This window comes from Bartonella sp. AA9NXGY (assembly GCF_042196845.1).
Taxonomy (GTDB): domain Bacteria; phylum Pseudomonadota; class Alphaproteobacteria; order Rhizobiales; family Rhizobiaceae; genus Bartonella.
The window spans coordinates 98,403-125,273 of the sequence record NZ_JBHIRB010000003.1; the positions used below are offsets into that span (position 1 = coordinate 98,403).

The window sequence follows — 26,871 nt, forward strand, 5'->3', positions numbered from 1 at the left end:
TTTTGGAGAATAATCAAGTGTAAGAAATTGATTTATAATGAAACTTATTTTTTCATTTTTCTCTGTTGAACGAGAATACTGAAGAAAGGTTTTTTATTCCTAAATCCTTTACGATAAAACGAAAAATATTTTCTTACCTATCAAAAAATAGATCAGTTATGTGAATATAATGGTAAAAAAAGACGCAATATTGCTTCTACTGTTTTAATGCAGTTGATTTGTTATTCGTTCATGAAGCATAAAGATGGTAAGAGACTGCGTAGATCATTTATGGGTAATTCTAAGAGAAAATCATATTTGAACAGAGAGGTATTTAAGTTTTTTATTAGAGGGTTTTTGTTATCCTGCTCGTAAGAGGCGTGCAGCATCGTTGTGTCCGAAAAGATAAAGGAGCAACCGTAAAGCTTGTCCTTGCTCAGAAGAAAGATGAGGATCGCGTTGTAAAAATAAACGAGCATCTTTTCTTGCCATTGACAAAAGATCGCTATGAACTGCAAGGTTTGCTATATGAAATTCAGGGACTCCAGATTGTTTTGTACCTAAAAGTTCTCCTTCGCCTCGTAGGCGCCAATCTTCTTCAGCAATTTCAAAACCATCTTCTGTATTGCGGATAATATTAAGGCGTGTTGCTGCTGTTTTAGTCAGTGGATCTTTATAGAGCAAAATGCAGGAAGATTTTTTATCGCCTCGTCCTACACGTCCACGTAATTGGTGCAATTGTGAAAGGCCAAAATGTTCCGCGTGTTCGATGATAATGATCGAAGCATCTGGAATATCTACTCCCACTTCAATGACGGTGGTTGCAACTAAAATACGTGTATTTCCACATTTAAAAGATGCCATAGCGGCTTCTTTTTCTGCTGTAGACATTTTTCCATGGATCATACCAACGTGTGCTCCAAAGCGCTCATGGAGAAATGCAAAGCGGTTTTCAATTGAAGTGAGATCAAGAGCTGTCGATTCCTCTACTAAAGGACAAATCCAATAGAGCTTTTCTCCTTTTTCTAATGCAATTGCGATTCTCGCTATAAGCTCATGAAGACGTTTCAAAGAAAGCGTTGCTGTTGTAATGGGTTGTCGTCCCATTGGTTTTTCGGTAATTTTAGAGACATCCATATCACCAAAAGCTGTTAAGACAAGTGTGCGCGGAATGGGCGTGGCGGTCATAACCAGCATATCAGCTTTATTGCCTTTTTCTGTAAGAGCGATACGTTGATGGACACCAAAACGGTGTTGTTCATCGATAATGGTTAAAGCGAGATTATTATAAGTAACGCTGTTTTGTATGAGAGCATGAGTTCCGATAACAATAGAAACTTGACCTGACAGAATATCATTCACGATATTTGTCCGCAATTTTCCTTTTTCTCGTCCTGTTAAAAGCGTTGTTTGTAATCCGACCTTTTCGGCAAGAGGAGCGATGGTGGCAAAATGTTGCCTAGCAAGCACTTCAGTTGGTGCCATTAAAGCTGATTGTCCTGAATTTTCAGCAATTTGTGCCATTGCCATCAATGCAACAACAGTTTTTCCTGCGCCTACATCACCTTGAAGTAGTCTTAGCATCGGTTCTGGTGAAGCAAGATCATTTGCGATATCTTCTACTGCTTTTTTTTGTCCGGTTGTGAGTTGAAAGGGGAGGATATTGAGTAATTTTTTAGTATAAATTCCTGTTGATGGTCGAGAAGTGCCAACAAGAGATTTAGTTTTCAAACGCACGAGTCCTAGTGCCAATTGACAAGCGAGCAATTCATCATAGGCAAGACGTTTGCGTGCTGTACTTTCTAAGGATAGATCATTGGGGTTAATGGGTGCATGGATACGGCGTAAAGCAACGGAAAAAGAAGGAAAATTTTGCTGCTTTTTTACATTTTCATCTATCCATTCTGGTAGAAGAGGAATAAAATCAAGAGCGTTTTGTATGGCGCGTCTTAGTGTCTTTGCAGTTAGTCCTGCAGTAGAGGGATAGACAGGTTCGATGAGAGGTATCTGATTTGATTGTTCGCTTGGGGCAATATAGTCTGGATGCGCCATTGAAAGCTGTCCATTAAACCATTCAACTTTTCCTGATATAATGACTTTTTTTCCTTCGGGGAGTTGTTTTTTTAGCCAAAGAGGTTGAGCATGAAAAAAGACTAAATTTATTTTTCCTGTGTGATCATGGGCAATAACACGATAGGGAATTCGGTTGTGACCACGGGGTGGTGGTTGATGTTGATCGATGATAATTTCGAGCGTAACAGTATCTCCTTCTTTTGCACAAGTAATGTTGGGACGCATTCTGCGGTCTATAACGGAATGGGGCATTAATTGAAGAAGGTCAATAAGGGTTGCTTCGCGTTGTGTGGGATTAACATCTAAGAGTTTGGTCAATAAACCATAGACTTTAGGTGTAATACCAGAAAGAGTTCGGATAGAATTAAAAAGTGGGGTAAGAAGACTTGGAGGCATGAGCAAATTTAACCTGCCCTTTTTGTTTTTTCTAGACCTTTAGAAGAGCTTTTTGGGGATAAAGTCATAAAGAGGAGGTTGCTTTATTTACACATTGAACTTTAGGAAGAGAAATTAATATTTAAAGAAAAATACAATTAAATGGTCAAAAATTAAAGTGCTTAGATGAGGTATATTGTTTTTCTTTTTATTTTAGGTGTTTATTTGCTGTGAATAGAAGCATTTTCTTGATAGAACTCTCTTATAAATATTAATAAAATTGGGATATTGCTCCTATGTAGGATGATGAATTTATAGCTTTAAAGTTTGATGATAAACAGAAGTTTTTTCTTTTATAAGGGGTGCTGTTTAGCATTTATTTTGTAGTGGGAAATTGTGAGAGTGGTAAAAACTAAAATGCAAATGCAAGAGAACAAAAATTCTCTTCCTCGCTTTATTCATTTGAGAGTGCATTCAGCTTATTCCTTGCTCGAAGGGGCTTTAAAAATCCCCCAAATTATTCAACAGACGATTTTAGATCATGCACCAGCGGTTGCTATTACCGATACCAATAATTTATTTGGTGCTTTGGAATTTTCACAGCATTGTCTTTCTCATGGGGTCCAACCTATTATTGGTTGTCAGCTTACTGTTGATTTTTGTGATGAAAATGATCATTCACGTTTGGCTAAATGGCGTAATCCTTCTGATTTTTGCTCTATTGTTCTTTTGGCTGCTAGCGAAACCGGTTATGCTCATTTGGTTCGTCTTGTGAGCCGTGCTTATCTTGATAAGTGTGATACTGATCCTCCTCATATTAAAGCTGATTGGTTGTCAGAACACAGTGAAGGCATAATCGCTTTAACGGGTGGAAAGGGAGGACCTATTAATCTTTCTTTGGCAGAAGAGAAAAAAGAACATGCTGTTGAGCGCTTAATTTATTTGAAAAAATCTTTTGCTGATCGTCTTTATGTGGAGTTACAACGGCATGGCTCTTATGACCGGAGAGTAGAAGCTGATCTTATTGAATTGGCTTATGCGCATGAAATTCCTCTTGTAGCAACGAATGAAGCTTTTTTTCTGCAAAGAGAAGGGTATGAAGCGCATGATGCGCTGATGGCTGTTTCAGAAGGACAAATTGTCTCTAATCCAGATCGCAAACGTGTGACACCAGATCATTATTTGAAGTCACAAGATGAAATGGTTACACTGTTTTCTGATCTTCCAGAAGCTTTGGAAAATAGTGTTGAAATTGCATTGCGTTGTCATATTGCCTCGCCTCTTCGAAAACCGATATTGCCTCGTTTTATAGAACAATCTGTTAATTCAGAAACTACTTTAGAAATAGAAGATAGTGAGTTATTAAATCAGGCTAAAGATGGTTTGAAGATTCGGCTTGAAACAATAGGGTTGGCTGAAGGGTATACGATTGCAGATTATGAACAGCGGCTTGATTATGAAATTTCAGTTATTACGCGTATGCAATTTTCTGGATATTTTCTTATCGTTTCAGATTTCATAAAATGGGCAAAGGTTCATGACATTCCCGTTGGACCAGGCCGAGGTTCTGGTGCTGGTTCACTTGTTGCTTATGCATTGACGATTACTGATGTGGATCCCTTGCGGTTTTCTCTTCTCTTTGAACGTTTTCTCAATCCAGATCGTGTTTCGATGCCAGATTTTGATATCGACTTTTGTCAAGAGCGGCGCGAAGAAGTTATTCAATATGTTCAAAAAAAATATGGACGTGATCAAGTTGCTCAAATTATTACTTTTGGTAAGTTACAGGCACGTGCAGTTTTGCGTGATGTGGGGCGTGTTTTAGAAGTTCCTTATCGTCAGGTGGATTATCTTACAAAATTAATTCCTGCCACCCCAGGAAGTCAGGTAGAATTAGCAGATGCTATTAAGGATGAACCTAAATTTGAAGAAGAAAAGAAAAAAGATCCCGTTGTTGGACGCGCATTAGATATAGCGCTTCAGTTGGAGGGACTTTATCGTCATGCTTCAACTCATGCTGCTGGGATTGTTATCGGAGATCGTCCACTTTGGGAGCTTGTCCCGATGTATCGTGATCCTCGTTCTGATATGCCTGTTACACAATTTAACATGAAATATGTTGAACAAGCGGGGCTGGTAAAATTTGATTTTCTTGGATTAAAAACGCTTACTGTTTTGAAAATGGCAGTCGATTTTGTTGCCAGAAAGGGGATTAAAATAGATTTATCAAATATTCCTCTGAATGATGAAGCAACCTACGCTATGATGGCACGTGGTGAAACGGTTGGCGTGTTTCAGGTGGAAAGTTCTGGTATGCGCAAGGCGTTGATTGGAATGAAGCCAGACCGTATTGAAGATATTATTGCGCTGGTTGCACTTTATCGTCCAGGTCCAATGGAGAATATTCCAACCTATAATGCACGCAAACATGGGGAAGAGGAAATTGCTTCTATTCATCCTAAAATAGATCATCTGATCAAAGAAACACAAGGTGTTATTGTTTATCAAGAACAGGTGATGCAGATTGCTCAGGTGCTTGCTGGCTATTCGCTTGGGGAAGCCGATTTATTACGTCGTGCTATGGGGAAAAAAATTCATGCTGAAATGCAAAAACAGCGTACGCGTTTTGTCAATGGAGCTGTTGCAGGTGGCGTGGATAAAGATCAAGCTGATATTATCTTTGATCTTTTAGCGAAATTTGCCGATTATGGTTTTAATAAATCGCACGCTGCTGCTTATGCAATTGTTTCTTACCAAACGGCTTATATGAAAGCAAACTATCCCGTTGAGTTTTTAGCTGCTTCAATGACATATGATATGACGAATACAGATAAGCTCAATGATTTTCGGCGTGAAGCATTAAGGTTGGGTATTGAAGTTATTGCACCCTCTATACAAACATCTCATCGTGTTTTTGAGGTTGGTGATAATTGTATTTATTATTCTCTTGCTGCCATTAAAGGTGTGGGAGAAACTGTTGTAGATCATATTGTTTCTTGTCGTGGGAGTAAGATTTTTAAGGATTTGGAAGATTTTTGTGCGCGTGTTGATCCTCGTATTGTTAATAAGCGTGCGATGGAAAGTTTAGTTTGTGCTGGTGCTTTTGATTGTTTTAACATTGCACGTGAGGTTTTATTAGCCAATCTTGGAACCCTTCATGCGCGTGCACTTCGTATTCTCGATGACAATTCTAGCGGGCAGGTTGATATATTTGGAATGGCAGGCGGATTAAAAGAACCATTGATTTTATCGCAAACAACCCCTTGGTTGCCGGCTGAGAAACTTTATCGAGAATTTCAAGCTATAGGTTTTTACTTTTCTGCGCATCCTTTGGAGGAGTATCAAGCTATTCTAAACAAAAAACGCATTCAGACTTGGGGTAATTTTGCCAATGCCGTTAAAGGGGGAGCAACGGCTGCACGGCTTGCTGGAACTGTTGTGGCAAAAAACGTGCGCAAAACAAAATCTGGTAAAAAAATGGGAATTATTCATTTTTCTGATACAAGTGGACAATATGAAGCAGTTCTTTTTTCTGAGGCACTCTCGGATTATGAAGAGATGCTAGAACCCGGAAAATCTTTTATTATTACGGTGAGCGCAGAAAATCGTTCTGAAGGAGTTAGTTTGCGAATTGAAACAATTCAGTCTTTGGAAAATGAATCATTACAACAGCATAAAATGATGCGTCTCTTTATAAAAACAGTTGATATGCTTCCACAAATTGAACAAAATTTAAATCTTGGGGGGAATGGAGAGGTTGGGCTTATTTTAATTCAAGAGGATGGATTGCGAGAAGTCGAAATTGCGCTTCCTAAGCGATATAAGGTAAATTCACATGTCGCAAATGCTATGAAATTAATTCAGGGTGTTGTTGATGTAGAATTGAGTTAAAGAAAGATTAAAGATGGGAGCTGATTTTGAGTGGTGTTTTTGCTTTTAGGAGAGCTAAAAATTGAGCTTTTAAAATCAGATTGTAGGTTTCGAAAAATATTGCTTTTATTAGAGTAAATTATGATATTTTTTAGTGTCATAAAATTAAAAAAATCTCGTTCTTTCGTAATATTCAAAGTGCCGGAAGAATTTTATAAGTTTTTATCATTATTTTTTATAGAATTCATCGCATCATACATGTAAAGCCAATTGAGATCTGACATAATGCTCTCTGGTGTACGAATTTTCATCATGAGATTGCGTGCAATTGCTATGGGACCGGTTGCGTGATAGGCTAATCTATTGAAATCTCCGCGTTTTTTTACTGCTGCAATACGCGGGGTGCGTGTTGTTTCGTAAAGCGAAAGTGCTTTCGTTAATGAAAAATCTTTCAATGAAAGTGCTTTTGCTAATGTGGCGGCATCTTCGATTGCCATAGCGGCGCCTTGTGCTGCAAAAGGTAAGGCAGCATGTGCGCAATCGCCAACAAATACTTGTCTCTCTAAACCGATAAAACGATTTTGTTTCATTTGAAAAAGTGGCCAATAACTCCATTCATCAATATGATCGAAGATTTGTAAGATTTTTGAATTCCAATCTTTAAAAAGAGATTTGAGTTTTTCTTTATCTCCTTTATGGGCCCATCCTTCTTTTGAATTTTCTCCATGCGTAATGGCGACAAAATTAAAAATTTTTTCTGACGATTGAATGGGGTAGACAACAAGATGATTTTTTGGTCCCATCCAAGCCGTAATTGTTTTCATATTTTGCAATGAAGAACGAAAGTTTTGAGGAAGATTATCAAATGTTGTTGTTGCACGCCAAGCAATAAAGCCACTAAAATTTGCTTTTTCATGAAAAGGAGATTGTTGCCGTAATGTTGACCAAACGCCATCACATCCGATCAGAAGGGGCGTTGAATAAAGCTGTTCTGTTGCCGTATCTGTTTTTATTGTCGTGATTTTAATGTTGGTTGCCGATTGGGTAGAAGATACAATCGTTTCGCCTGCTTTGTATTTGATCAAAGGATTTTCAATCACTGCATTATATAAAATTTTTTGTAAAGCCGCGCGGTGAATCGTCATATAAGGGGCTTTCCAATATTTTTCTGTTAGATTAATAAGATGAGCCCGTAGATGTATTTTTAAAGATAATCCATCTTTTAACTCAAGAAAATATGGGATTGTCGCGACTTCAGTGAGTTTGTTAAGAAGTTTCCAGCGAGCAAGAATAGATGTTGCATTTGGTGTCAGTTGAATACCAGCGCCTATCGTTTCAAGTTGCTTACACTTTTCGATAATGGTGCTTGCAATTCCTTTATGAGCGAGTGCTAAAGCAGTGCTTAAACCAGCAATTCCTCCTCCAACGATGATGGGTGATTGTTCCACAAATGATTTCATATTAAACAAGCAGAATTAAAAGAGGGGTTATTAAGAAAGCCAAAAAACGCAATTATAATAGCTTTTCTGGATGATATAAGCATCCTGTTGGGTTTGTTTGATCGTATGATAGCGAGGGAACATAACGATAAAGGGTTGAGCAGTAAGGGCAAATTTTCTCATCTGCTGCTCCCATATCGATAAAGATATGAGGATGATCGAATGGGTGTGTAGCGCCTACACACATAAATTCTTTCACACCAATTTCGATTGTTTTATATCCAAGGTCATTTTGGAAATGAGGAATATTGTGATCAGCCATGGCATACAAACTCCAGAATAAATTTTCTCATCAGCTATGATTGGGCTCTTCTATTTTATAGGCGTGAGTTTGTAATAAAGCGTATAATAATGCAAGATGCTTTTTAAGACAAATTTCTCTTCTTTTATGCTATATTAGAATAGTTGTCTTACTTTTAGTGCTTTGCGCATAGCAATAATTCCAAGTACTTTTAAATATTAAATGGAAAAATGATGAGGGAAGTTAGGTATTGATATATTATTATGATGATAACATATTATCAAATGTTATGTGAGATATTTCGTCAAGGATTTTAGAAAATATAAAAGAAAATTATTTAGGATATATGGAACAGAGGGTGGTAAATAAAATTTCTATATCGAATATAACAATGAAAAATCCGGTACGGTTTATTAATCGAGAGTTTTCATGGCTACAATTTAATAATCGTGTTTTGATGGAAGCGGCTAATTCGAAACATCCTTTATTAGAACGTCTACAATTTCTTTCTATTTCAGCTGCAAATCTTGATGAGTTTTTTATGGTTCGTGTTGCAGGACTAGCAGCTCAAATTCGTGCTCGCGTTACAGCGTGCAGTGCAGATGGGCACACTCCACAGGAACAACTTGATATTGTATTAGCTGAGATTTCAAAGCTGCAGGCTCACCAACTACGAGAATTGAATGTTTTACGTGATGAATTAAAAAAGAATGATATTGAAATTATTTGTTCTGATGATCTTTCAGAAATTGAAAAATCATGGCTTGAAAAATATTTTCTTGAGACAATTTTTCCTGTTTTAAAACCTTTACCTGTTGATTCTACTCATCCTTTTCCGTTTATTCCTAATTTAGGGCTTTCTATTGGGCTTCAATTGTCTGGAGAAACTGATCAGAATTCACACACAGTATTGTTGTCTATTTCAATGCTTTTAAGGCGTTTCGTTCTTCTTCCTCAAGAAGGTAATCATTTTCGTTTTATCGCATCTGAAGATGTTATTTGCCTTTTTATTAAACATGTATTTCCTAACTATGAGGTTAAAGGAATTGGTACATTTAGAATAATCCGAGATAGCGATATTGAAGTAGAAGAAGAAGCTGAGGATCTTGTTCATTTTTTTGAAACTGCTCTAAAAAGGCGGCGCCGTGGGCAGGTTATTCGAGTTGAGTTTGACGCAAAAATGCCAGAGAGTTTACGCCAATTTATAGCGAATAGTCTCGCTGTTCCTGATAATTGTATTAATGTCCTTGACGGATTTTTAGCGCTTAATACGGTATCAGAAATTGTTTCTATTCCCCGCGATGATCTTAAATTTATTCCTTATATTTCTCGTGTTCCAGAATGTATTCGTGAACATCATGGGGATTGTTTTGCGGCTATTCGTGAAAATGATATTGTGATTCATCACCCTTATGAGACATTTGATGTTGTTGTCCAATTTTTACGTCAAGCTGCTTGCGATCCTGATGTTGTAGAAATAAAACAAACACTTTATCGTACATCAAATGATAGTCCAATTGTTGGCGCTTTGATTGAAGCAGCTGAACAGGGAAAGTCTGTGACTGCTTTGGTAGAACTTAAAGCACGTTTTGATGAGGAAGCAAATATTCGTTGGGCCCGGGATCTTGAATGTGCTGGGGTTCAAGTTATTTTTGGTTTTATTGCATTAAAAACGCATGCTAAGATGTCATTAGTTGTGAGACGTGAGGGAAAACGTCTTCGCTCTTATGTTCATCTTGGAACAGGAAATTATCATCCCATTAATGCTAAAACTTATACCGATCTTTCTTTTTTTTCCACGGATGATGATATCGCTCATGATGTTGCGTTATTATTCAATTATATTGCGCAATATGAGCGTCCAAATGAAACAATGAAGATTGCTTTTTCACCCTTAACACTGCGTGGTCGTATCTTAGAGCATATTGAGGGAGAAATTGTTCATGCACAACAGGGAAGGTTTGCTGCTATTTGGATGAAAGTTAATGCATTGGTTGATCCTGAAATTATTGATGCTTTATATCGTGCCAGTCAAGCAGGGGTGCAAATTGATTTGGTTGTGCGGGGGATATGTTGTTTACGTCCTGGTATTCTAGGAATTTCGGATAATATTCGTGTAAAATCAATTGTCGGGCGTTTTCTTGAACATAGTCGCATTTTTTGTTTTGGGAATGGTCAAGATTTGCCTAATGAAAATGCACTCGTTTACTTAGGCTCTGCTGATATGATGCCTCGTAATTTGGACTATCGTATTGAAATATTGGTTCCGGTTTTTAATAAAATAGTGCGTCAAAAAATTCTTTTACAGATTATGTTAGCTAATATCATTGATAATCAACAAAGCTTTGATATACTTAAGGATGGAACATCAAAACGTATTACACCGCAGATAGGTGAAAGTCTATTTAATGCGCAGGAGTATTTTATGGCCAATACAAGTTTTGCGGGGGAAAATGAGTCTTTTGAGTCTTCTGTTTCGCGCTTGGTTGCGTTGCATCGGCAACAAGCCGAAATACATAAAGACTAAAATCCAATGACATATAGAGATGCTCAAGGTCGGTTAAAAGGGCGTAAGCCTGTTGCTGTTATTGACATTGGCTCAAATTCTGTTCGGTTGGTTATTTATGAGGGGCTTGTTCGATCACCAACAGTTTTATTTAATGAAAAGATTCTTTGTGGTCTCGGTCATGGTGTGGCGAAAACAGGATTTTTAGAAGAAAAATCGATGAAAATGGCGTTGCAAACACTGAAACGGTTTCGTACGCTTTGTCGACAGATTGGGGCAGATGAGGTCTATACTTTAGCAACAGCAGCAGCACGAGATGCACAGAATGGCGTAGCATTTATTCAGCATGCTGAAGATATTTTGCAAAATAAAATATATCTTCTTTCAGGAAGTGAAGAAGCTATGTATTCAGCATATGGAGTTGTGTCTACTTTTTATCAACCAAAAGGTATTTCTGGGGATCTTGGTGGTGGAAGTCTTGAGCTGATTGATATTGATCATTCTGATGTTGGTGAAGGGATAACGCTCCCATTGGGTGGTTTAAGGCTACAGTATATGTCAAATAATGATAGTGCTGTAGCTACAAAAATTGTACATGAGCAATTTTATAAATCGTCTGTTGTTCGTGCTCGTAAAGGTATAGCACGTTATTTTTATGCAGTAGGGGGGACATGGCGTAATTTGGCAAAACTCCATATGGCAATGAAACACTATCGGCTCCCTGTTATGCATGGCTATGAAGTTGATGCTGTTGAAATGGAGAACTTTTTACGTCTTGTAGCACGTGGCAATATTGATAATATGAGAGGGATTGCAGCGGTTTCTCAGAACCGTCGAAAACTTTTATCTTATGGGGCAATAGTTCTTATTGAACTCATTCAGTGTATGGAGTTTGAAAAGATAATCTTTTCTGGTGCTGGCGTTCGTGAAGGTTTTCTTTATTCACGATTGCCGCAGGCGATTCGACTTTCAGATCCTCTCATTGCAGCATGCACAGAAATGGCTATTTTACGGGCACGTTCACCAAAACAAGCAGAAGAACTCATTGATTTTACGACGAATGCTTTTGAAGTTTTTGGAATTTCAGAAACCGAAAATGAATGCCGTTATCGTCAAGCCGCTTGTCTTCTTGCGGATATTGGTTGGCGTATACATCCAGATTATCGAGGCAATGAAGCAGCAAATCAAATAGCTTTAGGATCTTATCCAGGAATTTCTCATGAAGGGCGCCTTTATGCGGCACTTGCTGTTTTTTTTCGCAATACGAGTTTATTGGTTGATAAAGAATCTCTTCCCATTTTTCAATTAGCAACTCAAAATATAATTGAAAAAGCACGTATTCTTGGCGAAACTATGCGTATTGCTCATCTTTTTAGTGCTTCTGTTGCAGGAATTTTACCTCATTTATTGTGGCATAAAAAAGCAGATCATATTATCCTGCAGATCCCAAAGAATTACGCTGGGTTATTAGGAGAACGTCCTCTTGGACGATTACAGAAGTTATCAAAAATAATAAAACAACCTCTCGCTTTTGAAATTTTTTGATTTTTTTCCTAATTTATTCGTGTTTTATGTCTTAATAATAGGGCCATTGACGAGGGATAAACTAGGTAGCCTATCATCATGAGCTGGACAATAGGACTTGTTCCATAACGCCCATGCTAGACACCACGCAAAGCATTTGTAATACCTGAGCATTCATAAAAGAAAACATAATTTTTTATTCTGTTACTTGCATCACAGGATGGATTTTTCACTTCATAAGCTTCATGTGAAAATGAAAAGTTTTGTCCATTTTTACGTGAAAAGGTTTTCTTTTTATGCTGCGTCGTTATAACGTTTTTGTTTAGCTTGCTCGATTATCTTGATAAGATTACGATTGTAACCAACGCGATAAAAAACAAGTTTTAAAGATTTTGGGAGAGATCCATTGGTTACATGACGCTGGAATGTTGAAATACTCATATGAAACAGTTTTGCACTTTCACGGTCTGTCAAAAGAATATCATTTCAGTCATTATAAAATCCTTTCACTATAAAAAATAGAAATAAATCACAACTATTTATTAACTATGATTTTCGAATCCTTTAAAAGGTGTTTAATTTATAAAAAACAGCGCTTTATCATATAATTTCTTATGTGAAACTTTATGAGTTTTATTGAGATGGAGTGAGAGGATCTTACGATATTCGGAGGTCTAATTCAATATAAATAACGCTAGATTATCGTTAGAAATCAATATATTGCTTTTGTTAGGTATTTTAGTTGTTATGCTGGCTCGTTTTTGATTGTTAGATTGCAATCTTGGTAGTTTTTAATACGATATGGTGACGTGAGGCATTATATCTTTGTTTGTTCCTATTTCTAGGCTGCTATTTTTGTAATGAATGCGCTTTTATTATCAGAACTTTTTTTTTCAAAACTTTTAAATAAGGAACTGTCTGTTTTTTTAGATTATTTTTAATGGGATTTCTATTTAATTGACCTGATAAAGATTTAGCTATCATTTTAATAAGAGTTTACTATTTAATTTTTTAACTTTGTCAGAAGTAGGCTTTATTTATCCTGTTTGCGTTGGCCTATAGGGCATACCAATTGATGTAGATAATGAGTAGCGTAATGGATTTTTCAAAATGAAAATGTAAATTAAAGCTGTTTTGTGCTTATTTTTCCATCGTTAAAGTAAAACCCTATCTGGCCCTTTAGCAGTTGTTCGGCTTTTTTACCAAATATTTCATAGCGCCAGCCATTCATAGCGGGAATATTTTTCTTTATTCCTCCATTGGCAATTTTTTCTAAATCATTAGATGTTGCAATAATTTTAGGGGCAATGCTGTTTTCATTTGCAACAATTTTTAATAACACTTTGAGCAGATCGATAACAGCGGCTGTCGTATCATTGAGTGGATTATGTTTAGGAATGGGGGGTAAAGTAGAAAGATCCACCTCTAATCCTTCGTGGACAGCTTTGATTAATGATTGAGCAATTGAGAGTTTATCCCAGTTCTTATTAAGACTGCGCAACCGTTTTAATGCAGATTCATCTTTTGGTTGTTGGGTTGCTATTTCTATAAGACATTCATCTTTTATGATATGACGACGTGGCATATTGTATTTTCGTGCTTCACGTTCCCGCCAAGCTGCTATCTTTTGTAATACAGCAAGTTCACGTGGCTTTTTAATTTTTCCTTTCACTTTTTTCCATGCTTCATCTTCTGGCATATCATAGGTTTTAGGATTTAAAAGGATTGTTATTTCATCATCCATCCAGTGAGCTCGTTGATTTTTCTCTAACCTTTTTTTCAATAACAAGTAAACATCTCTTAAGTAAGTTACATCGGAAAGTGCATAGAGCAGTTGTTTTTCAGACAAAGGGCGGTAACTCCAGTCTGTAAAGCGGGAGGATTTATCAAGATGATGCCCTGTACAGCGTTGTACAATTTGATCATAGGAGATAGAATCACCAAATCCACAAATGGATCCTGCTATTTGCGTATCAAAGAGAGGGGAAGGAATAACACCTCCAAGGTGATAAATTGTTTCAATATCTTGGCGCGCAGCATGAAAAACTTTTACAACTTTTTTATCGACCATAAGGTCAAAAAATGGTTGTAAATCAATATCTGGTGCTATGGGATCAATCAAAACTGTAACATCTGGTGAGGCGAGCTGTATTAAACACAGTTGAGGCCAAAAAGTTGTTTCGCGGATAAACTCAGTATCGACTGTTACAAAATCAGAGGTACGTAGAGCGTTAAGTGCAATTTCAAGATCTGTTGTTTGTGTAATAAGATTCATCATTTTATTATAATTCGATAAATTAAATTTGTCCTTTGTTGACTTTATTTTTGAGTTTTTATTCTCATATCTTGACAAATGGTTATTAAAAAGCGTTTGTAGCGCATGTGAATATTATAATCAAAGGCAAAAAACATGCATCGTTATCGCAGTCATCATTGTGCGGCTCTTCGTAGATGTGATGTAGGAACACAAGTTCGTCTTTCGGGGTGGGTTCATCGTGTTCGTGATCATGGAGGGATTCTTTTTGTGGATTTACGTGATCATTTTGGAATCACACAAATTGTTGCTGATCCTGCTTCACCAGCTTTTAAAGTTATTGAAAAAGTGCGTTCTGAATGGGTTATTCGTGTGGATGGGGAGGTGTGTGCTCGTTCTGATGAGGTTATTAATGCAACGCTTCCAACAGGTGAGATTGAAATTTTTGCACAAGAGGTAGAAATTCTTTCAAAATCTGATGAGCTTCCTTTACCGGTTTTTGGTGAGCCTGATTATCCAGAAGATATTCGATTAAAATATCGTTTTCTTGATTTGCGTCGGGAGACTATGCACAAAAATATCATGCGTCGGACTGAAATTATTGCGGCTATGAGACGGGCTATGCAAAATAATGGTTTTACGGAATTTACGACGCCACTTTTGACAGCTTCATCGCCGGAAGGCGCACGTGATTTTTTGGTTCCGAGTCGTGTTCATCAGGGAAAATTTTATGCGTTACCGCAAGCGCCACAGCAATATAAACAGTTGTTGATGATGTCAGGTTTTGATCGTTATTTTCAGATTGCTCCATGTTTTAGAGATGAAGATCCAAGGGCCGACCGTCTTCCTGGTGAATTTTATCAATTAGATGTTGAAATGAGTTTTGTTGAGCAAGAAGATGTTTTAGCAACTATGGAACCTATTATGCGTTCTATTTTTGAAGAATTTGCAGATGGAAAGACTGTGACACAAAGCTTTCCTCGCATTTCTTATGATGAAGCAATGCGAAAATATGGTTCTGATAAGCCTGATCTGCGTAATCCGATCATTATGGAAGATGTTTCTCAGCATTTTTATAATTCTGGTTTCAAAGTCTTTGCTCAAATTTTAGCGAATGATGAGAATGCACAAGTGTGGGCTATTCCAGCTAAAACGGGTGGAAGTCGTGCTTTTTGTGATCGTATGAATGTATGGGCACAAGGCGAGGGGCAACCAGGGCTCGGCTATATTTTCTGGCGTGAAGAAGAAGGAAAATTTGAAGGAGCAGGGCCTATCGCCAAAAATATTGGTGAACAGAGGACTGAAGCAATCCGTATACAGCTTGGTCTTGAAAGTGGGGATGCCTGTTTTTTTGTAGCTGGCGATCCAAAAAAGTTTTCATCTTTTGCCGGAGCAGCACGCACAAGGGTAGGGGAAGAATTAGATCTTCTTGATAGAGATAGTTTCTCTATGGCGTGGATTGTTGATTTTCCATTTTTTGAATGGAATGAAGATGAAAAAAAGATTGATTTTGGACATAATCCTTTTTCCATGCCTCAAGGGGGAGAAAATGCCCTTGCCTGCCAAGATCCTCTTACTATTAAAGCTTTTCAATATGATCTTGTTTGCAATGGTTATGAAATTGCATCAGGTGGAATTCGTAATCATTTACCAGAAATGATGCTTAAAGTTTTTGAACTTGTAGGACTTTCTAAGGAAGTTGTGAAAGATCGTTTCGGTGGTCTTTATCGTGCATTCCATTATGGGGCTCCGCCACATGGTGGCATGGCTGCGGGAATTGACCGCATTATTATGCTGTTACAAGGTGTTAAAAATTTGCGTGAAGTTGCTTTATTCCCTATGAACCAACAGGCGCTTGATCTTTTAATGAGCGCTCCGTCTGATGTTTCTCCTACACAATTACGTGATTTAGGAATCCGCATGGCTCCTACTCACAAAAATAGCTCATAAAGTTGATAATGGATTGGTTTCATCTTTTCTACGTAGAGTGAAGTTTTGATGCCTTTCAAGAGTCAACGGTGTGTGCGTGTACTGTTTGTGAAATTTAGATAGGCAAAACGCTATTGTGTTGATTCTTTACGAGGCATTTTTATTCCTTGTTTCTATAGTGGCTTTTCCCCTTGTGATAGGTGAGGAAATAATTATAATTGCTTGATCATGAATAAATTAGAAATAAAAGAATTCTATAATATTCGGGAGCCTCATTTTAGTTGAAAAAAATTAATTATCTTTATATGTCAATATATTATTTATTTTTTATTGAAGTTTTTACAACGTTGTAGCAGAGAATTGTGTCTCTTCGTTTTTATGAGAATAATGTGGTTTTCCATTCTATGGACTTACTCTGAAAAGTTTAAATTTCATAAGCTTTGAACATTTTTTTGGTTTTTCGTAGAAAAACTGAATGGGGTTGTTATACAATTTATCTTTATAATAAAAGATGATGTTTGAAAGGTGCTTTTGTCATTTCAGAAAAGATGAAATAACTCTTTGTGGGCAGTTAAATTATCGTCGAATTTGACAAAGCTTTCAATAAATTACTTAGGACAAGGGGGAAGGACATGTATAAATTTTTCAAATTGATATAATTTTCTGTTCATGTTCTAATTGCAGCGTTTGTTTTTATGTAATTGACTTTTAATAAAAAAGTCGACTCATAGAAGATTTCATTAAATAAATCCTATAAAATAATTTCTTATTATTGTGGGAATTGTTGTTTTAATACTATGTCTGATAAAATGAATTTACCTTTTGATAAAGAACATATTGAACCAATAGAATTACGTTCTGCTTTACAGGAACGTTATTTGGCTTATGCACTTTCTACGATTACACACCGTGCATTGCCTGATGTACGTGATGGATTGAAGCCGGTCCACCGGCGGATTGTTCATGCGATGCGTCTTCTCAAACTAAATCCTGGACAGTCTTATGCGAAATGTGCGCGGATTGTTGGTGATGTCATGGGAAAATTTCATCCTCATGGGGATGCGTCTATTTATGATGCCTTGGTGCGCTTGGCTCAAAGTTTTGCTGTTCGTTATCCGTTGGTTGATGGGCAAGGCAATTTTGGTAATATTGATGGTGATAATGCTGCTGCCATGCGTTATACGGAAGCACGTATGACTGAAGTGGCTGCATTGTTACTTGAAGGAATTAATGAGAATGCTATTGATTTTCGTTTAACCTATAATGAGGAAGATGAAGAGCCGGTTGTTTTACCAGGAGCTTTCCCTAATCTTTTAGCAAATGGTTCTTCTGGTATTGCTGTTGGTATGGCAACATCTATTCCACCCCATAATGTTGCTGAGCTTTGTGATGCAGCACTCCATTTGATTGCGCATCCCGATGTAAATGATGAGGAATTAAATCAATTCGTTCTTGGTCCTGATTTTCCGACGGGGGGAATTTTAGTTGAACCTAAAAAAAGTATTGAGGAATCCTATCGTGTTGGGCGTGGATTCTTTCGCTTGCGTTCACGTTGGCATCAGGAACCTGGTAGCCGTGGTTCTTATGTGATTGTTGTGACTGAAATTCCCTATCAGATTCAAAAGTCACGTCTTATTGAAAAAACTGCGGAATTGTTGCTTGCACGCCGATTGCCAATGCTTGAGGATATCCAAGATGAATCAGCAGAAGATATCAGAATCGTGCTTGTTCCTAAAAATCGGTCGGTTGATCCGGAGCTCCTTATGGAGTCTCTTTTTAAATTGACTGACTTTGAAGTAAGATTTCCCCTTAATCTGAATGTTTTGTCTTTGGGAAAAATACCCAATGTTCTTTCTTTGCGAGAAAGTTTGCAGCAATGGCTTGAACATCGTCAAGAAGTGCTTATTCGTCGCTCTTATTATCGGCTTGATCAAATTGATAGCCGATTGGAAATTCTTCATGGATATCTTATTGCCTATTTAAATCTCGATGAGGTCATTCAGATTATTCGTGAAGAGGATGAACCGAAAAAGAAGCTGATTAATCGGTTTGAATTAACAGAAAATCAAGCTGAAGCTATTCTTAATATGCGCTTGCGTTCTTTGCGTAAACTTGAGGAATTTGAAATTCGTAAAGAATTTGAAAGTTTGAAAGCTGAAAAAGAAAAACTACAGAATTTATTAGCTTCTCCTATAAAACAGTGGAAAATAATTTCAGAAGAAATCAAAAAAGTTCGAAACACTTTTGGTCCTGAAACACTTTTGGGGAAAAGACGTACGACGTTTGAAGAAGCACCAAGACATGATCTTGATGATATTCAACAAGCAATGATCGAAAAAGAACCGATTACTATTGTTATTTCTGAAAAGGGGTGGATGCGTGCTTTGAAGGGACACTTGAACGATTATAAAGCACTTTCTTTTAAAGAAGGAGACAGTTTAAAGTTAGCCTTTCCAGCATTTACGACCGACAAGATTGTGCTGATCAGTACGGGGGGGAAGTTTTTTGCTATTGGTGCAAATAATTTACCTGGAGGGCGGGGACATGGTGAACCTATTCGTCTCTTAGTTGATATGGATGATGAGCACGATGTTCTCACAGCTTTTGTGCATCACGCCGAGGAAAAATTTCTCTTGGTTTCATCTCACGGTAATGGTTTTATTGTTTCTTCTGCAGAAGTGATCGCCAATACACGAAAAGGAAAGCAAGTGATGAATGTGAAAGCTCCTGATAAGGTAAAGCTTTGTGTTCCGGTAAATGGTGATCATGTTGCTGTAGTCGGTGAAAACCGTAAAATGCTTATTTTTTCTATTGAACAAATACCAGAAATGAATCGCGGTAAAGGTGTTCGTTTACAGCGTTATAAAGAAGGTGGTGTTGTTGATGCCAAGACTTTTAATTTATCAGAAGGCTTAAGTTGGCAAGATACAGCTGAACGAATCTTTAACCGTCAAGCTGATGATCTCATTGAATGGATGGGAATGCGTGCGGGCGTCGGGCGTTTGGTTCCAAGAGGATTTCCAAAATCAGGAAAATTTATCAATTAAATGTATTTTATAAATGGGAAAATTCCCTATGGTTTTATGATTATGTAAGATATTAATTTATAAAGATAATTTATTATTTTTTATATTGAACGAAAGACCTAAAGCGTAAGTTTTTCTCTTATTTCGATCTTGTTCAGGTTAAATCAATCAAAACTGTTTGTTTTCCTATCATGAGATGAGAGACCAGCCCGTCTTCATAAAAACTATTGAAGAAAAGAATAAAAATATTTTTTAATAAACCGTTTCACAGACAAGAGTTGTTGCAACAATAGTATGTTTGTTTTTTTACATTATACCATTTATGGGTGCTGTCGTGAAATGATTTGATATTTCGAGAGCTGTACCTTTAAACAAACAATGTGAATGTTTAACACAAGAGTGTTCTATTTGGAGATGTTTTATTTTGTCTGATAGGTTTATTTTCTTATTGTTCAAGAGAGATGTTATTAATCTTTCGTAGTAATATTTATTCGTTAGGATTACTATGATATTGCCTAAAAAGATGACCACGTTCAGCCCATAAGACGAGAAGTATGGCAGTGAGACTCAGAAAGAAAAATCCTGCTGAGTTTGGGATGGTTGTTTCATCAAATTGTTGGGCAATAAAAAAGCTAAGTCCTGCACCGATAGATGTTTGAAGAAAGCCGGATACAGAAGAAGCTGTTCCAGCTATTTCTCCTACAGGTTCAAGAGCGAGTGTATTGAAATTAGCCATAATACCACCGCAGGTAAACATTAATATACAATATAACGTCATATAAAAAGGAAAAGGGATAACACCACCTGCTAAGATGGACCCAATAAACCAAATGCATGAAGTGGCACAAAAGAGCAAAAGCATAGTATGAGCAATACGCCGCATTCCAAGGCGTCCAACGAGTTGAGAGTTAAAGAATGATGATAGAGCTTGAAATGCAGCACCAACTGCAAAAGCAATAGGGAACCAAAGTCCTAGATTATAGATCCCTTCATATGTTTGTTGTGATGTATTAACGGCGGTAAAGATACAGCCTAAAATAATGGAAGTTGCAAGTGTATAGCAAAGTGTTGTACGATTGGTTATTACAATCCATAAGTTGTGTTTAACTGAAGAAAAGGAAAGAGAGCGTTGCGCATAAAGAGTTTCAGGCAAGCGCAGTTGAATCCAAATCATCAGTCCTAAACCAATCATTGCCATGAAAATAAAAATATATTGCCAATGTCCAAGAAGTAAAATGATCTGTCCTGTTGCGGGACCAACCATTGGTGCAACAAGAAAAACCATCATAACAATAGACATAACTTCTGCCATTTTTCGACCACTGTAAAGATCACGTACGACGGAAACTGTAAGAACTCGCATAGCAGCCCCTCCAATTCCTTGCAAGATACGTAAAATAAGTAAGAGAGAAAAATCAGTTACAAAGGCACAGCCAATCGCCGTAAATGAATAAAAAGCAAGCCCGAGAAGAATAAGTTTACGTCGTCCATACCTATCGCTTATTGGACCGAAAAATATTTGAGCAATACCATAGCTAATAAGATAACTCGAAATGATATAATGTTGATCATTTTCATTGAGAACATTTAAGCCGTCTAAAATATCGGGCATAGCTGGCAGCATAATATCAACAGCTATAGCGTTAATAGCCATGAGCGAAGCAATAAGAATAACAAATTCTTTATAGCCAATTTTGTTTCTAATCGCATCTCTATGCGTTTGTTCATCGACTGAATATGACATATGGCATCCTTGAAATAAAAATTTCGTCTGAAAACAGCTCTTTTTAAGAGTCTGAATAAAATGAAAGATACCTATGATTGATTACATGGAATATTTTTTTCTTTCAAAAGTTCCTGTAACTCATTGTTTTGAAACATCTCTTTAACAATATCACAGCCTCCGATAAATTCACCTTTGATATAAAGCTGTGGAATTGTTGGCCAATTTGAGTAATCTTTAATCCCTTGACGCAATTCGTTAGAAGTTAAGATATTAATCCCTTTATAATTCAATCCTAAATAATCAAGAATTTGAACAACTTGTCCTGAAAACCCGCATTGCGGAGCGTCAGGTGTTCCTTTCATGAATAAAATGACGTCGTTTGTTTTAATTTCGTTGTCAATAAAATCATGAACAGTGGTCATTTTTATCCCTCGATATTTCAGATTTTTATCAGTGTGTAATTTATATTCATACTGCTTTTAATCGTATTAAATGTGTGAATGCAAGAAGAAATTTTAGATTATTTTGGGACATTTGTTTGCAACATTAAGGCGTGAAGGTCATTTCCCATATTGCCTTTAAGGGCATCATAGACCATTTTATGTTGTTGAACACGGGTTTTACCACGAAAACTTTCAGAAATAACTTCTGCAGCATAATGTTCCCCATCTCCAGCAAGATCACGAATTCTTACAGTAGCATCAGGAATGCCTTCACGAATAAGCGTTTCAATTGCATGGGCACTCATTGCCATCATTATTCTCCTATGTTGTTCATTTTTTATAAAGGCTGTTTAAGAGAAAAAACAATTTTTATTCTTCACCCATAAATTGTGGAAACCAGTTTTCATAGGCTTTTGTGAGTTTGTCTACTGAAAGTGTTAATATCCCATCTATATTAAGAGAAGTACCCTCGACTTGACCTAGCTCTGTTAAAGAAACTGTATTGATTTGTGCACGCTCTTTAAGACTATTAAGAGAGTGAGGTTTGACGGCTAAAAGATAACGTCCTTGGTCTTCTCCAAAAAGTTCTGCATGATGGGGTGATTTATTGCTTAATTTTACTTTGATTCCTTTACCTGCTTTAATGACCATTTCAGCAAGTGCTATCGCTAATCCTCCGTCAGAAAGGTCATGGGCGGCGTGAATAAAACCACGATGTATGACATCTCGAACAAATTGACCATGCTTTTTTTCAAGTTGTAAATCTACAGGGGGGGGGGGGCCTGCATCAATATTTAAAATGTTACGTGCATAGATTGATTGTCCTAAATGGGAGCCGCAATTTCCTACTAAAACAAGAATATCTCCATTTTGCATACCACTTATTGTTACCATTTTAGACCAATCATTAAGAAGGCCTACCCCAGCAATTGTGGGGGTTGGAAGAATGGCTTCTCCATTTGTTTCGTTGTAAAGAGAAACATTGCCTGAAACGATAGGAAAATCAAGGATTCTACAAGCTTCTCCTATACCTTTAATAGCAAAAACCAGCTGTCCCATAATTTCAGGTTTTTCAGGGTTACCAAAATTGAGATTATCTGTAGCAGCCAGTGGTGTTGCACCTGTCGTACTAATGTTTCGCCAGCATTCTGCGACAGCTTGTTTCCCCCCTTCATAAGGGTCTGCTTCACAATAGCGAGGTGTTACATCAGAAGAAAAAGCAAGAGCACGTTTGCTGTTGTTTCCTACACGGATAACGCCTGCATCACCTCCTGGACAAACAAGGCTATTTCCTTGGATAAGGGTATCATATTGTTCATAAACCCATCGCCGAGAACTTTGATCAGCAGAATTCAATAAGCTCAGAAGCGCATCACCAAGATTTTCAACTTTTTTGACGTCTTCTGCTTTCAAGGGTGTTTTTTTTGCCGGCTCACTCCAAGGACGATCATAAACAGGCGCTTCATCACCAAGCTCTTTGATGGGAAGATTGACAACTTCTTCCCCTTGATGAAATACACGAAAACGTAAATCATCGGTTGTTTTTCCAATGATAGAAAAATGTAGTCCCCACTTATGAAAAATTGCTTCTGCTTGCTTTTCTAGTTCTGGTTTAAGGACCATGAGCATACGCTCTTGACTTTCAGAAAGCATCATTTCATAGGCTGTCATGTTTTCTTCTCGAACAGGAACTGTATCAAGATTAAGCTGTATCCCCAGATTTCCTTTTGCTCCCATTTCAACGGCAGAAGAGGTGAGTCCTGCTGCCCCCATATCTTGAATAGCAACCACGGCTCCAAGTTCCATGAGCTCTAAACATGCTTCAAGGAGACATTTTTCTGTAAAAGGATCACCGACTTGAACAGTTGGGCGTTTTTCACTGATTGAAGAATCAAATTCAGCAGAAGCCATTGTTGCTCCACCGACACCATCACGTCCTGTTTTTGCACCCAGATAAACAACAGGGAGTCCAATACCTTGTGCTTTAGAATAAAAAAGGGCGTCTGTCTTTGCAATACCGGCGACAAAAGCGTTAACAAGGATATTGCCATTATAACGCTCATCAAAATTTACTTCTCCACCAACCGTTGGAACACCAAAAGAATTGCTGTAACCACCTATTCCAGAAACAACACCAGAAACAAGATGGCGTGTTCGTGGGTGGTCAGGAGCACCAAATCGCAATGCATTCATAGCAGCAACAGGACGGGCTCCCATTGTAAAGACATCACGTAAAATACCACCAACACCTGTCGCTGCACCTTGATAAGGTTCAATATAAGAAGGGTGGTTATGGCTTTCCATTTTGAAAACAACACATTGTCCTTCGCCAATATCGACAACACCAGCATTTTCACCAGGTCCTTGGATGACACATTTTCCTTCTGTCGGAAGAGTTTTTAGCCATTTTTTAGATGATTTATAGGAACAATGTTCGTTCCACATTGCAGAAAAAATTCCTAGTTCAGTAAATGTTGGTTCTCTACCAATTAACGTTAGGATACGTTGATATTCATCTTCTTTTAGCCCGTGTTGTGCAATGAGTTCTGATGTAATAGTGATGTTATTGCAAGGCTTCATGAGTATTTATCCGTCAAATTAATCGAAATTTAGTATTTTTATTTTTTAAACCTAGCAGCTTATATTATAAACAATAATGTTGTTTAATAATAAAAATATTTATAGACAGTAAGCTGAAGATTTTGTCCGTTTGTTTGGTGGGATTTAAGACTAAAAATGGTCTTAAATAATTATGTGTTTAGAAAATAATATCCATTGTTGTTTGTGAAGAGCTTTGTTTATAGCTTTATGAAGCAAGAAATGGTATAAATCCTTATTTTTTTAAATTATGGAGCGCGAGTATTTTTGCAGCATTATCCATTTACTAACTCTAAAGCACTTTGAAAAAGTAAACGACCGTCAGTACCTCCGTGGGCGGGTTCAATAAAGTTTTCAGGATGGGGCATCATACCAAGAATATTACCAGCTTTATTAACAATACCAGCAATATCTTTCATTGAGCCGTTCGGGTTTGTATTTTCTGCATAGCGAAAAACAATTTGTTCATTGTCTTCCATTTGTTTCAATGTTTCACTATCAACAAAATAATTTCCGTCATGATGGGCAACAGGACAACGAATAATTTGTCCTTTAGAATAATATCGAGAAAATTTTGTCTTGGCGTTGACGACTTCAAGCTTGATTTCACGACAAACAAATTTTAAAGAAGCGTTACGCATTAAAGTACCGGGTAATAATCCTGCTTCCAACAAAATTTGAAATCCATTACAGATACCTATAATTGTCGTACCTTCTTGTGCTTTTTCACGAATGGCTTTTAAGATGGGAGTTCGCGCTCCAATCGCACCACATCTTAAGTAGTCGCCATAAGAAAAACCACCAGGAATAATAATAACATCTACATCTGGAATTGTTGTTTCTGTTTGCCAAATTTTTAGTGGCTCAACTCCCGTTATATGATGTAATGCTGCAACCATATCTCGATCACGATTTAATCCAGGAAGTTGAATGATGGCAGTTTTCATGAGCGTTTCACTTACAGAAGTTCGATTGTATAATTTTCAATGACAGTATTTGCGAGTAACTCTTCACACATTTGTTCAAGTTTTTTCTTTGCAGTTTCAGAAGGTAAATCATCAAGAACAATATCAAAAACCTTTCCTTGACGAATAGATTGAATGCCTTCGAAAGCCAAACTTTTTAAAGCACCGACAATTGCTTCTCCTTGTGGATCAAGAACGCTTTCTCTTAAAGTAACTGTAATGCGTGCTTTCATTTTTTGCTTCCTGCTTTTTAAAAGAACCTCTCCTTTGAAGAGGGGTGTTTGTATAAGGTGATGTTTTTTACCTTGTTTTTACTTTACGAGAACGGGACCACTTGGTCGTGTTGGTTCGTTTTCATTCATAATACCAAGACGTTTAGCAACTTCTTGATAGGCATTAATAAGCCCTCCCATATCACGACGAAAACGGTCTTTATCCATTTTTTCTTGTGTGTGCATATCCCATAGTCGTGCAGAATCAGGAGAGATTTCATCAGCAAGAACAATGCGCATTGTTTCATCTTCCCACAGGCGACCAAATTCCATTTTAAAATCAATTAATTGGATGTTAACACCGGCAAAAAGCCCAGAAAGAAAATCATTAATACGAATTGAAAGTTGCATGATATCTTCTATCTCTTGTGGGACAGCCCACCCAAAAGCTGTGATATGTTCTTCCGTTACCATAGGATCATCGAGAGAATCATTTTTATAGTAGAATTCAATGATGGATTGCGAAAGCGGGGTTCCTTCTTCCAGTCCTAAACGCTTAGCAAGAGAGCCGGCAGCAACATTGCGAACAACAACTTCCAACGGAATGATTTCCACTGCTTTAATAAGCTGTTCGCGCATGTTTATACGTTTGATAAAATGTGTTGGGATGCCCAAACGTCCAAGATGGCTAAAAATATGTTCCGAAATTCGGTTGTTTAAAACGCCCTTTCCGTCGATAATTTCATGTTTTTTTGCATTAAAGGCAGTTGCATCATCTTTAAAAAATTGAATATAAGTTCCTGGTTCAGGTCCTTCATATAAAATTTTAGCCTTGCCTTCATAAATACGGTGGCGACGATTCATCATGATTCTCTATTTATCTTGAGAGGTTTTTAATAACATTAATAAATGATACTATCCTAATTGATAGAATTTCTCAATGATATTGCTATGATACTTTTATAATTTTTATCATTACACGTTTACCCAAAGGTGAAGATACATAAGCGATGAGAAAGAAGATCACCTCTTTTGGATCAAATTTTTGCAAGAAAGTGAGAGAGGACCATAAGCCCTTCAGGCCAAGGTCCGTGTCCGGATTCTGCGTTAATATGGCCAGAATACCCAGCATCAACAAAGAGTGATCCCCAATCATTGGCAATTTTTTCTGCTACTGAAAATTGACAAAACTCATCGTTGCGACTGGCTATGACAATAGAAGGAAAAGGAAGCTTTTGGCGATGATAGGGGCCAAATGTCATTAAATGTTTGGGACGTATTTTTTCATTGGCGACATCTGGAGGTGCAACAAAGAAAGCGCCACAAATTTTTTCTGTATTTTGTACAGTTGCATGAATAACACTGGGAACTCCTAATGAATGAGCAATAAGCATAACAGGCCTTTGAGCTTTTGCGATGGCGGTTTTAACTTTGTTAACCCACTCTTCACAAACAGGCTTTGACCAATGGAGTTGTTCAATGCGGCTGGCTGTCGACAATTTTTTTTCCCAGCGTGTTTGCCAATGATCTGGACCAGATCCTTTGTAGCCAGGAACAATAAGAATATCCAGTTGATTTGCTTTCATGAATTGTTTTCTTTGTTACAACAGATTTTTGATCATAGGTTGAATGGATTTTGGTTTTCTATGTC

17 protein-coding genes and 1 pseudogene are annotated in these 26,871 nt (G+C 37.3%); 5 read left to right on the forward strand and 13 right to left on the reverse strand.

What is annotated here, in order from left to right:
• Positions 1–339: 339 nt before the first annotated feature.
• Positions 340–2,448 carry an ATP-dependent DNA helicase RecG gene (gene recG, locus ACFIM6_RS02625; protein ID WP_375611534.1) on the reverse strand — a complete coding sequence of 703 codons (2,109 nt, stop codon included), beginning with the start codon at positions 2,446–2,448 and terminating at the stop codon, positions 340–342.
• 402 nt (positions 2,449–2,850) lie between these two features.
• On the opposite strand from recG, the gene dnaE reads away from it, so the two are divergent.
• Positions 2,851–6,318: a DNA polymerase III subunit alpha gene (gene dnaE / locus ACFIM6_RS02630; protein ID WP_375611586.1), complete on the forward strand. Its 3,468-nt coding sequence runs from the start codon at positions 2,851–2,853 to the stop codon at positions 6,316–6,318.
• Positions 6,319–6,509: 191 nt separating this feature from the next.
• Here the strand turns inward: dnaE and ACFIM6_RS02635 are convergent, their stop codons facing one another.
• Both ACFIM6_RS02635 and ACFIM6_RS02640 read right to left on the reverse strand, forming a co-directional pair.
• Positions 6,510–7,757 carry an FAD-binding protein gene (locus ACFIM6_RS02635; RefSeq protein ID WP_375611535.1) on the reverse strand — a complete coding sequence of 416 codons (1,248 nt, stop codon included), beginning with the start codon at positions 7,755–7,757 and terminating at the stop codon, positions 6,510–6,512.
• A gap of 52 nt (positions 7,758–7,809) precedes the next feature.
• On the reverse strand, positions 7,810–8,058 hold the full coding sequence (locus ACFIM6_RS02640; RefSeq protein WP_375611536.1) for a zinc-finger domain-containing protein: 249 nt from the start codon (positions 8,056–8,058) through the stop codon (positions 7,810–7,812).
• Positions 8,059–8,383: 325 nt separating this feature from the next.
• Between ACFIM6_RS02640 and ACFIM6_RS02645 the strand changes: the two genes are divergently transcribed.
• Both ACFIM6_RS02645 and ppx read left to right on the forward strand, forming a co-directional pair.
• A complete protein-coding gene (locus ACFIM6_RS02645; protein ID WP_375611537.1) occupies positions 8,384–10,564 on the forward strand; it encodes an RNA degradosome polyphosphate kinase in 2,181 nt (726 codons plus the stop codon).
• A gap of 6 nt (positions 10,565–10,570) precedes the next feature.
• The gene (gene ppx / locus ACFIM6_RS02650; RefSeq protein WP_375611538.1) at positions 10,571–12,088 is read left to right on the forward strand and encodes an exopolyphosphatase; all 1,518 of its coding nucleotides are present in this window, start codon (positions 10,571–10,573) and stop codon (positions 12,086–12,088) included.
• Between the two features lie 273 nt (positions 12,089–12,361).
• Here the strand turns inward: ppx and ACFIM6_RS02655 are convergent.
• Together ACFIM6_RS02655 and rnd are read right to left on the reverse strand one after the other, a co-directional pair.
• Positions 12,362–12,547: pseudogene (locus tag ACFIM6_RS02655) on the reverse strand (helix-turn-helix transcriptional regulator).
• A gap of 643 nt (positions 12,548–13,190) precedes the next feature.
• Positions 13,191–14,345 carry a ribonuclease D gene (gene rnd / locus ACFIM6_RS02660; RefSeq protein ID WP_375611539.1) on the reverse strand — a complete coding sequence of 385 codons (1,155 nt, stop codon included), beginning with the start codon at positions 14,343–14,345 and terminating at the stop codon, positions 13,191–13,193.
• A 132-nt stretch (positions 14,346–14,477) separates the two neighbouring features.
• On the opposite strand from rnd, the gene aspS reads away from it, so the two are divergent.
• Both aspS and parC read left to right on the forward strand, forming a co-directional pair.
• Positions 14,478–16,271, forward strand: coding sequence for an aspartate--tRNA ligase (aspS, locus tag ACFIM6_RS02665; protein ID WP_375611540.1), 1,794 nt, complete (start codon positions 14,478–14,480; stop codon positions 16,269–16,271).
• A 776-nt stretch (positions 16,272–17,047) separates the two neighbouring features.
• Complete coding sequence (gene parC / locus ACFIM6_RS02670) at positions 17,048–19,297, forward strand: DNA topoisomerase IV subunit A (RefSeq protein WP_375611541.1); 2,250 nt, start codon at positions 17,048–17,050, stop codon at positions 19,295–19,297.
• 466 nt (positions 19,298–19,763) lie between these two features.
• On the opposite strand, the gene ACFIM6_RS02675 is transcribed toward parC, so the two are convergent.
• From ACFIM6_RS02675 to ACFIM6_RS02710, 8 genes are all read right to left on the reverse strand, one after another.
• Positions 19,764–21,020 carry a multidrug effflux MFS transporter gene (locus ACFIM6_RS02675; protein ID WP_375611542.1) on the reverse strand — a complete coding sequence of 419 codons (1,257 nt, stop codon included), beginning with the start codon at positions 21,018–21,020 and terminating at the stop codon, positions 19,764–19,766.
• A 71-nt stretch (positions 21,021–21,091) separates the two neighbouring features.
• On the reverse strand, positions 21,092–21,424 hold the full coding sequence (gene grxD / locus ACFIM6_RS02680; protein WP_375606638.1) for a Grx4 family monothiol glutaredoxin: 333 nt from the start codon (positions 21,422–21,424) through the stop codon (positions 21,092–21,094).
• A gap of 98 nt (positions 21,425–21,522) precedes the next feature.
• Positions 21,523–21,756 carry a BolA/IbaG family iron-sulfur metabolism protein gene (locus tag ACFIM6_RS02685; RefSeq protein WP_375611543.1) on the reverse strand — a complete coding sequence of 78 codons (234 nt, stop codon included), beginning with the start codon at positions 21,754–21,756 and terminating at the stop codon, positions 21,523–21,525.
• Positions 21,757–21,814: 58 nt separating this feature from the next.
• Positions 21,815–24,025: a phosphoribosylformylglycinamidine synthase subunit PurL gene (purL, locus tag ACFIM6_RS02690; RefSeq protein WP_375611544.1), complete on the reverse strand. Its 2,211-nt coding sequence runs from the start codon at positions 24,023–24,025 to the stop codon at positions 21,815–21,817.
• A 293-nt stretch (positions 24,026–24,318) separates the two neighbouring features.
• The gene (gene purQ, locus ACFIM6_RS02695) at positions 24,319–24,990 is read right to left on the reverse strand and encodes a phosphoribosylformylglycinamidine synthase subunit PurQ (protein WP_375611545.1); all 672 of its coding nucleotides are present in this window, start codon (positions 24,988–24,990) and stop codon (positions 24,319–24,321) included.
• A gap of 11 nt (positions 24,991–25,001) precedes the next feature.
• Complete coding sequence (purS, locus tag ACFIM6_RS02700; protein WP_375611546.1) at positions 25,002–25,241, reverse strand: phosphoribosylformylglycinamidine synthase subunit PurS; 240 nt, start codon at positions 25,239–25,241, stop codon at positions 25,002–25,004.
• 78 nt (positions 25,242–25,319) lie between these two features.
• The gene (gene purC / locus ACFIM6_RS02705) at positions 25,320–26,084 is read right to left on the reverse strand and encodes a phosphoribosylaminoimidazolesuccinocarboxamide synthase (protein ID WP_375611587.1); all 765 of its coding nucleotides are present in this window, start codon (positions 26,082–26,084) and stop codon (positions 25,320–25,322) included.
• 173 nt (positions 26,085–26,257) lie between these two features.
• Positions 26,258–26,806: an RBBP9/YdeN family alpha/beta hydrolase gene (locus tag ACFIM6_RS02710; protein ID WP_375611547.1), complete on the reverse strand. Its 549-nt coding sequence runs from the start codon at positions 26,804–26,806 to the stop codon at positions 26,258–26,260.
• Positions 26,807–26,871 lie beyond the last annotated feature (65 nt).

Bases quoted from the DNA above. Each gene is read 5' to 3' on its own strand.
- recG (WP_375611534.1), bottom strand. From the start codon at position 2,448: ATGCCTCCAAGTCTTCTTACCCCACTTTTTAATTCTATCCGAACTCTT.
- ACFIM6_RS02710 (WP_375611547.1), bottom strand. From the start codon at position 26,806: ATGAAAGCAAATCAACTGGATATTCTTATTGTTCCTGGCTACAAAGGA.
- ACFIM6_RS02640 (WP_375611536.1), bottom strand. From the start codon at position 8,058: ATGGCTGATCACAATATTCCTCATTTCCAAAATGACCTTGGATATAAA.
- ACFIM6_RS02635 (WP_375611535.1), bottom strand. From the start codon at position 7,757: ATGAAATCATTTGTGGAACAATCACCCATCATCGTTGGAGGAGGAATT.
- purQ (WP_375611545.1), bottom strand. From the start codon at position 24,990: ATGAAAACTGCCATCATTCAACTTCCTGGATTAAATCGTGATCGAGAT.
- aspS (WP_375611540.1), top strand. From the start codon at position 14,478: ATGCATCGTTATCGCAGTCATCATTGTGCGGCTCTTCGTAGATGTGAT.
- ACFIM6_RS02685 (WP_375611543.1), bottom strand. From the start codon at position 21,756: ATGGCAATGAGTGCCCATGCAATTGAAACGCTTATTCGTGAAGGCATT.
- dnaE (WP_375611586.1), top strand. From the start codon at position 2,851: ATGCAAGAGAACAAAAATTCTCTTCCTCGCTTTATTCATTTGAGAGTG.
- rnd (WP_375611539.1), bottom strand. From the start codon at position 14,345: ATGATGAATCTTATTACACAAACAACAGATCTTGAAATTGCACTTAAC.
- grxD (WP_375606638.1), bottom strand. From the start codon at position 21,424: ATGACCACTGTTCATGATTTTATTGACAACGAAATTAAAACAAACGAC.
- ACFIM6_RS02645 (WP_375611537.1), top strand. From the start codon at position 8,384: ATGGAACAGAGGGTGGTAAATAAAATTTCTATATCGAATATAACAATG.
- purC (WP_375611587.1), bottom strand. From the start codon at position 26,084: ATGAATCGTCGCCACCGTATTTATGAAGGCAAGGCTAAAATTTTATAT.
- purS (WP_375611546.1), bottom strand. From the start codon at position 25,241: ATGAAAGCACGCATTACAGTTACTTTAAGAGAAAGCGTTCTTGATCCA.
- parC (WP_375611541.1), top strand. From the start codon at position 17,048: ATGTCTGATAAAATGAATTTACCTTTTGATAAAGAACATATTGAACCA.
- ACFIM6_RS02675 (WP_375611542.1), bottom strand. From the start codon at position 21,020: ATGTCATATTCAGTCGATGAACAAACGCATAGAGATGCGATTAGAAAC.
- ppx (WP_375611538.1), top strand. From the start codon at position 10,571: ATGACATATAGAGATGCTCAAGGTCGGTTAAAAGGGCGTAAGCCTGTT.
- purL (WP_375611544.1), bottom strand. From the start codon at position 24,025: ATGAAGCCTTGCAATAACATCACTATTACATCAGAACTCATTGCACAA.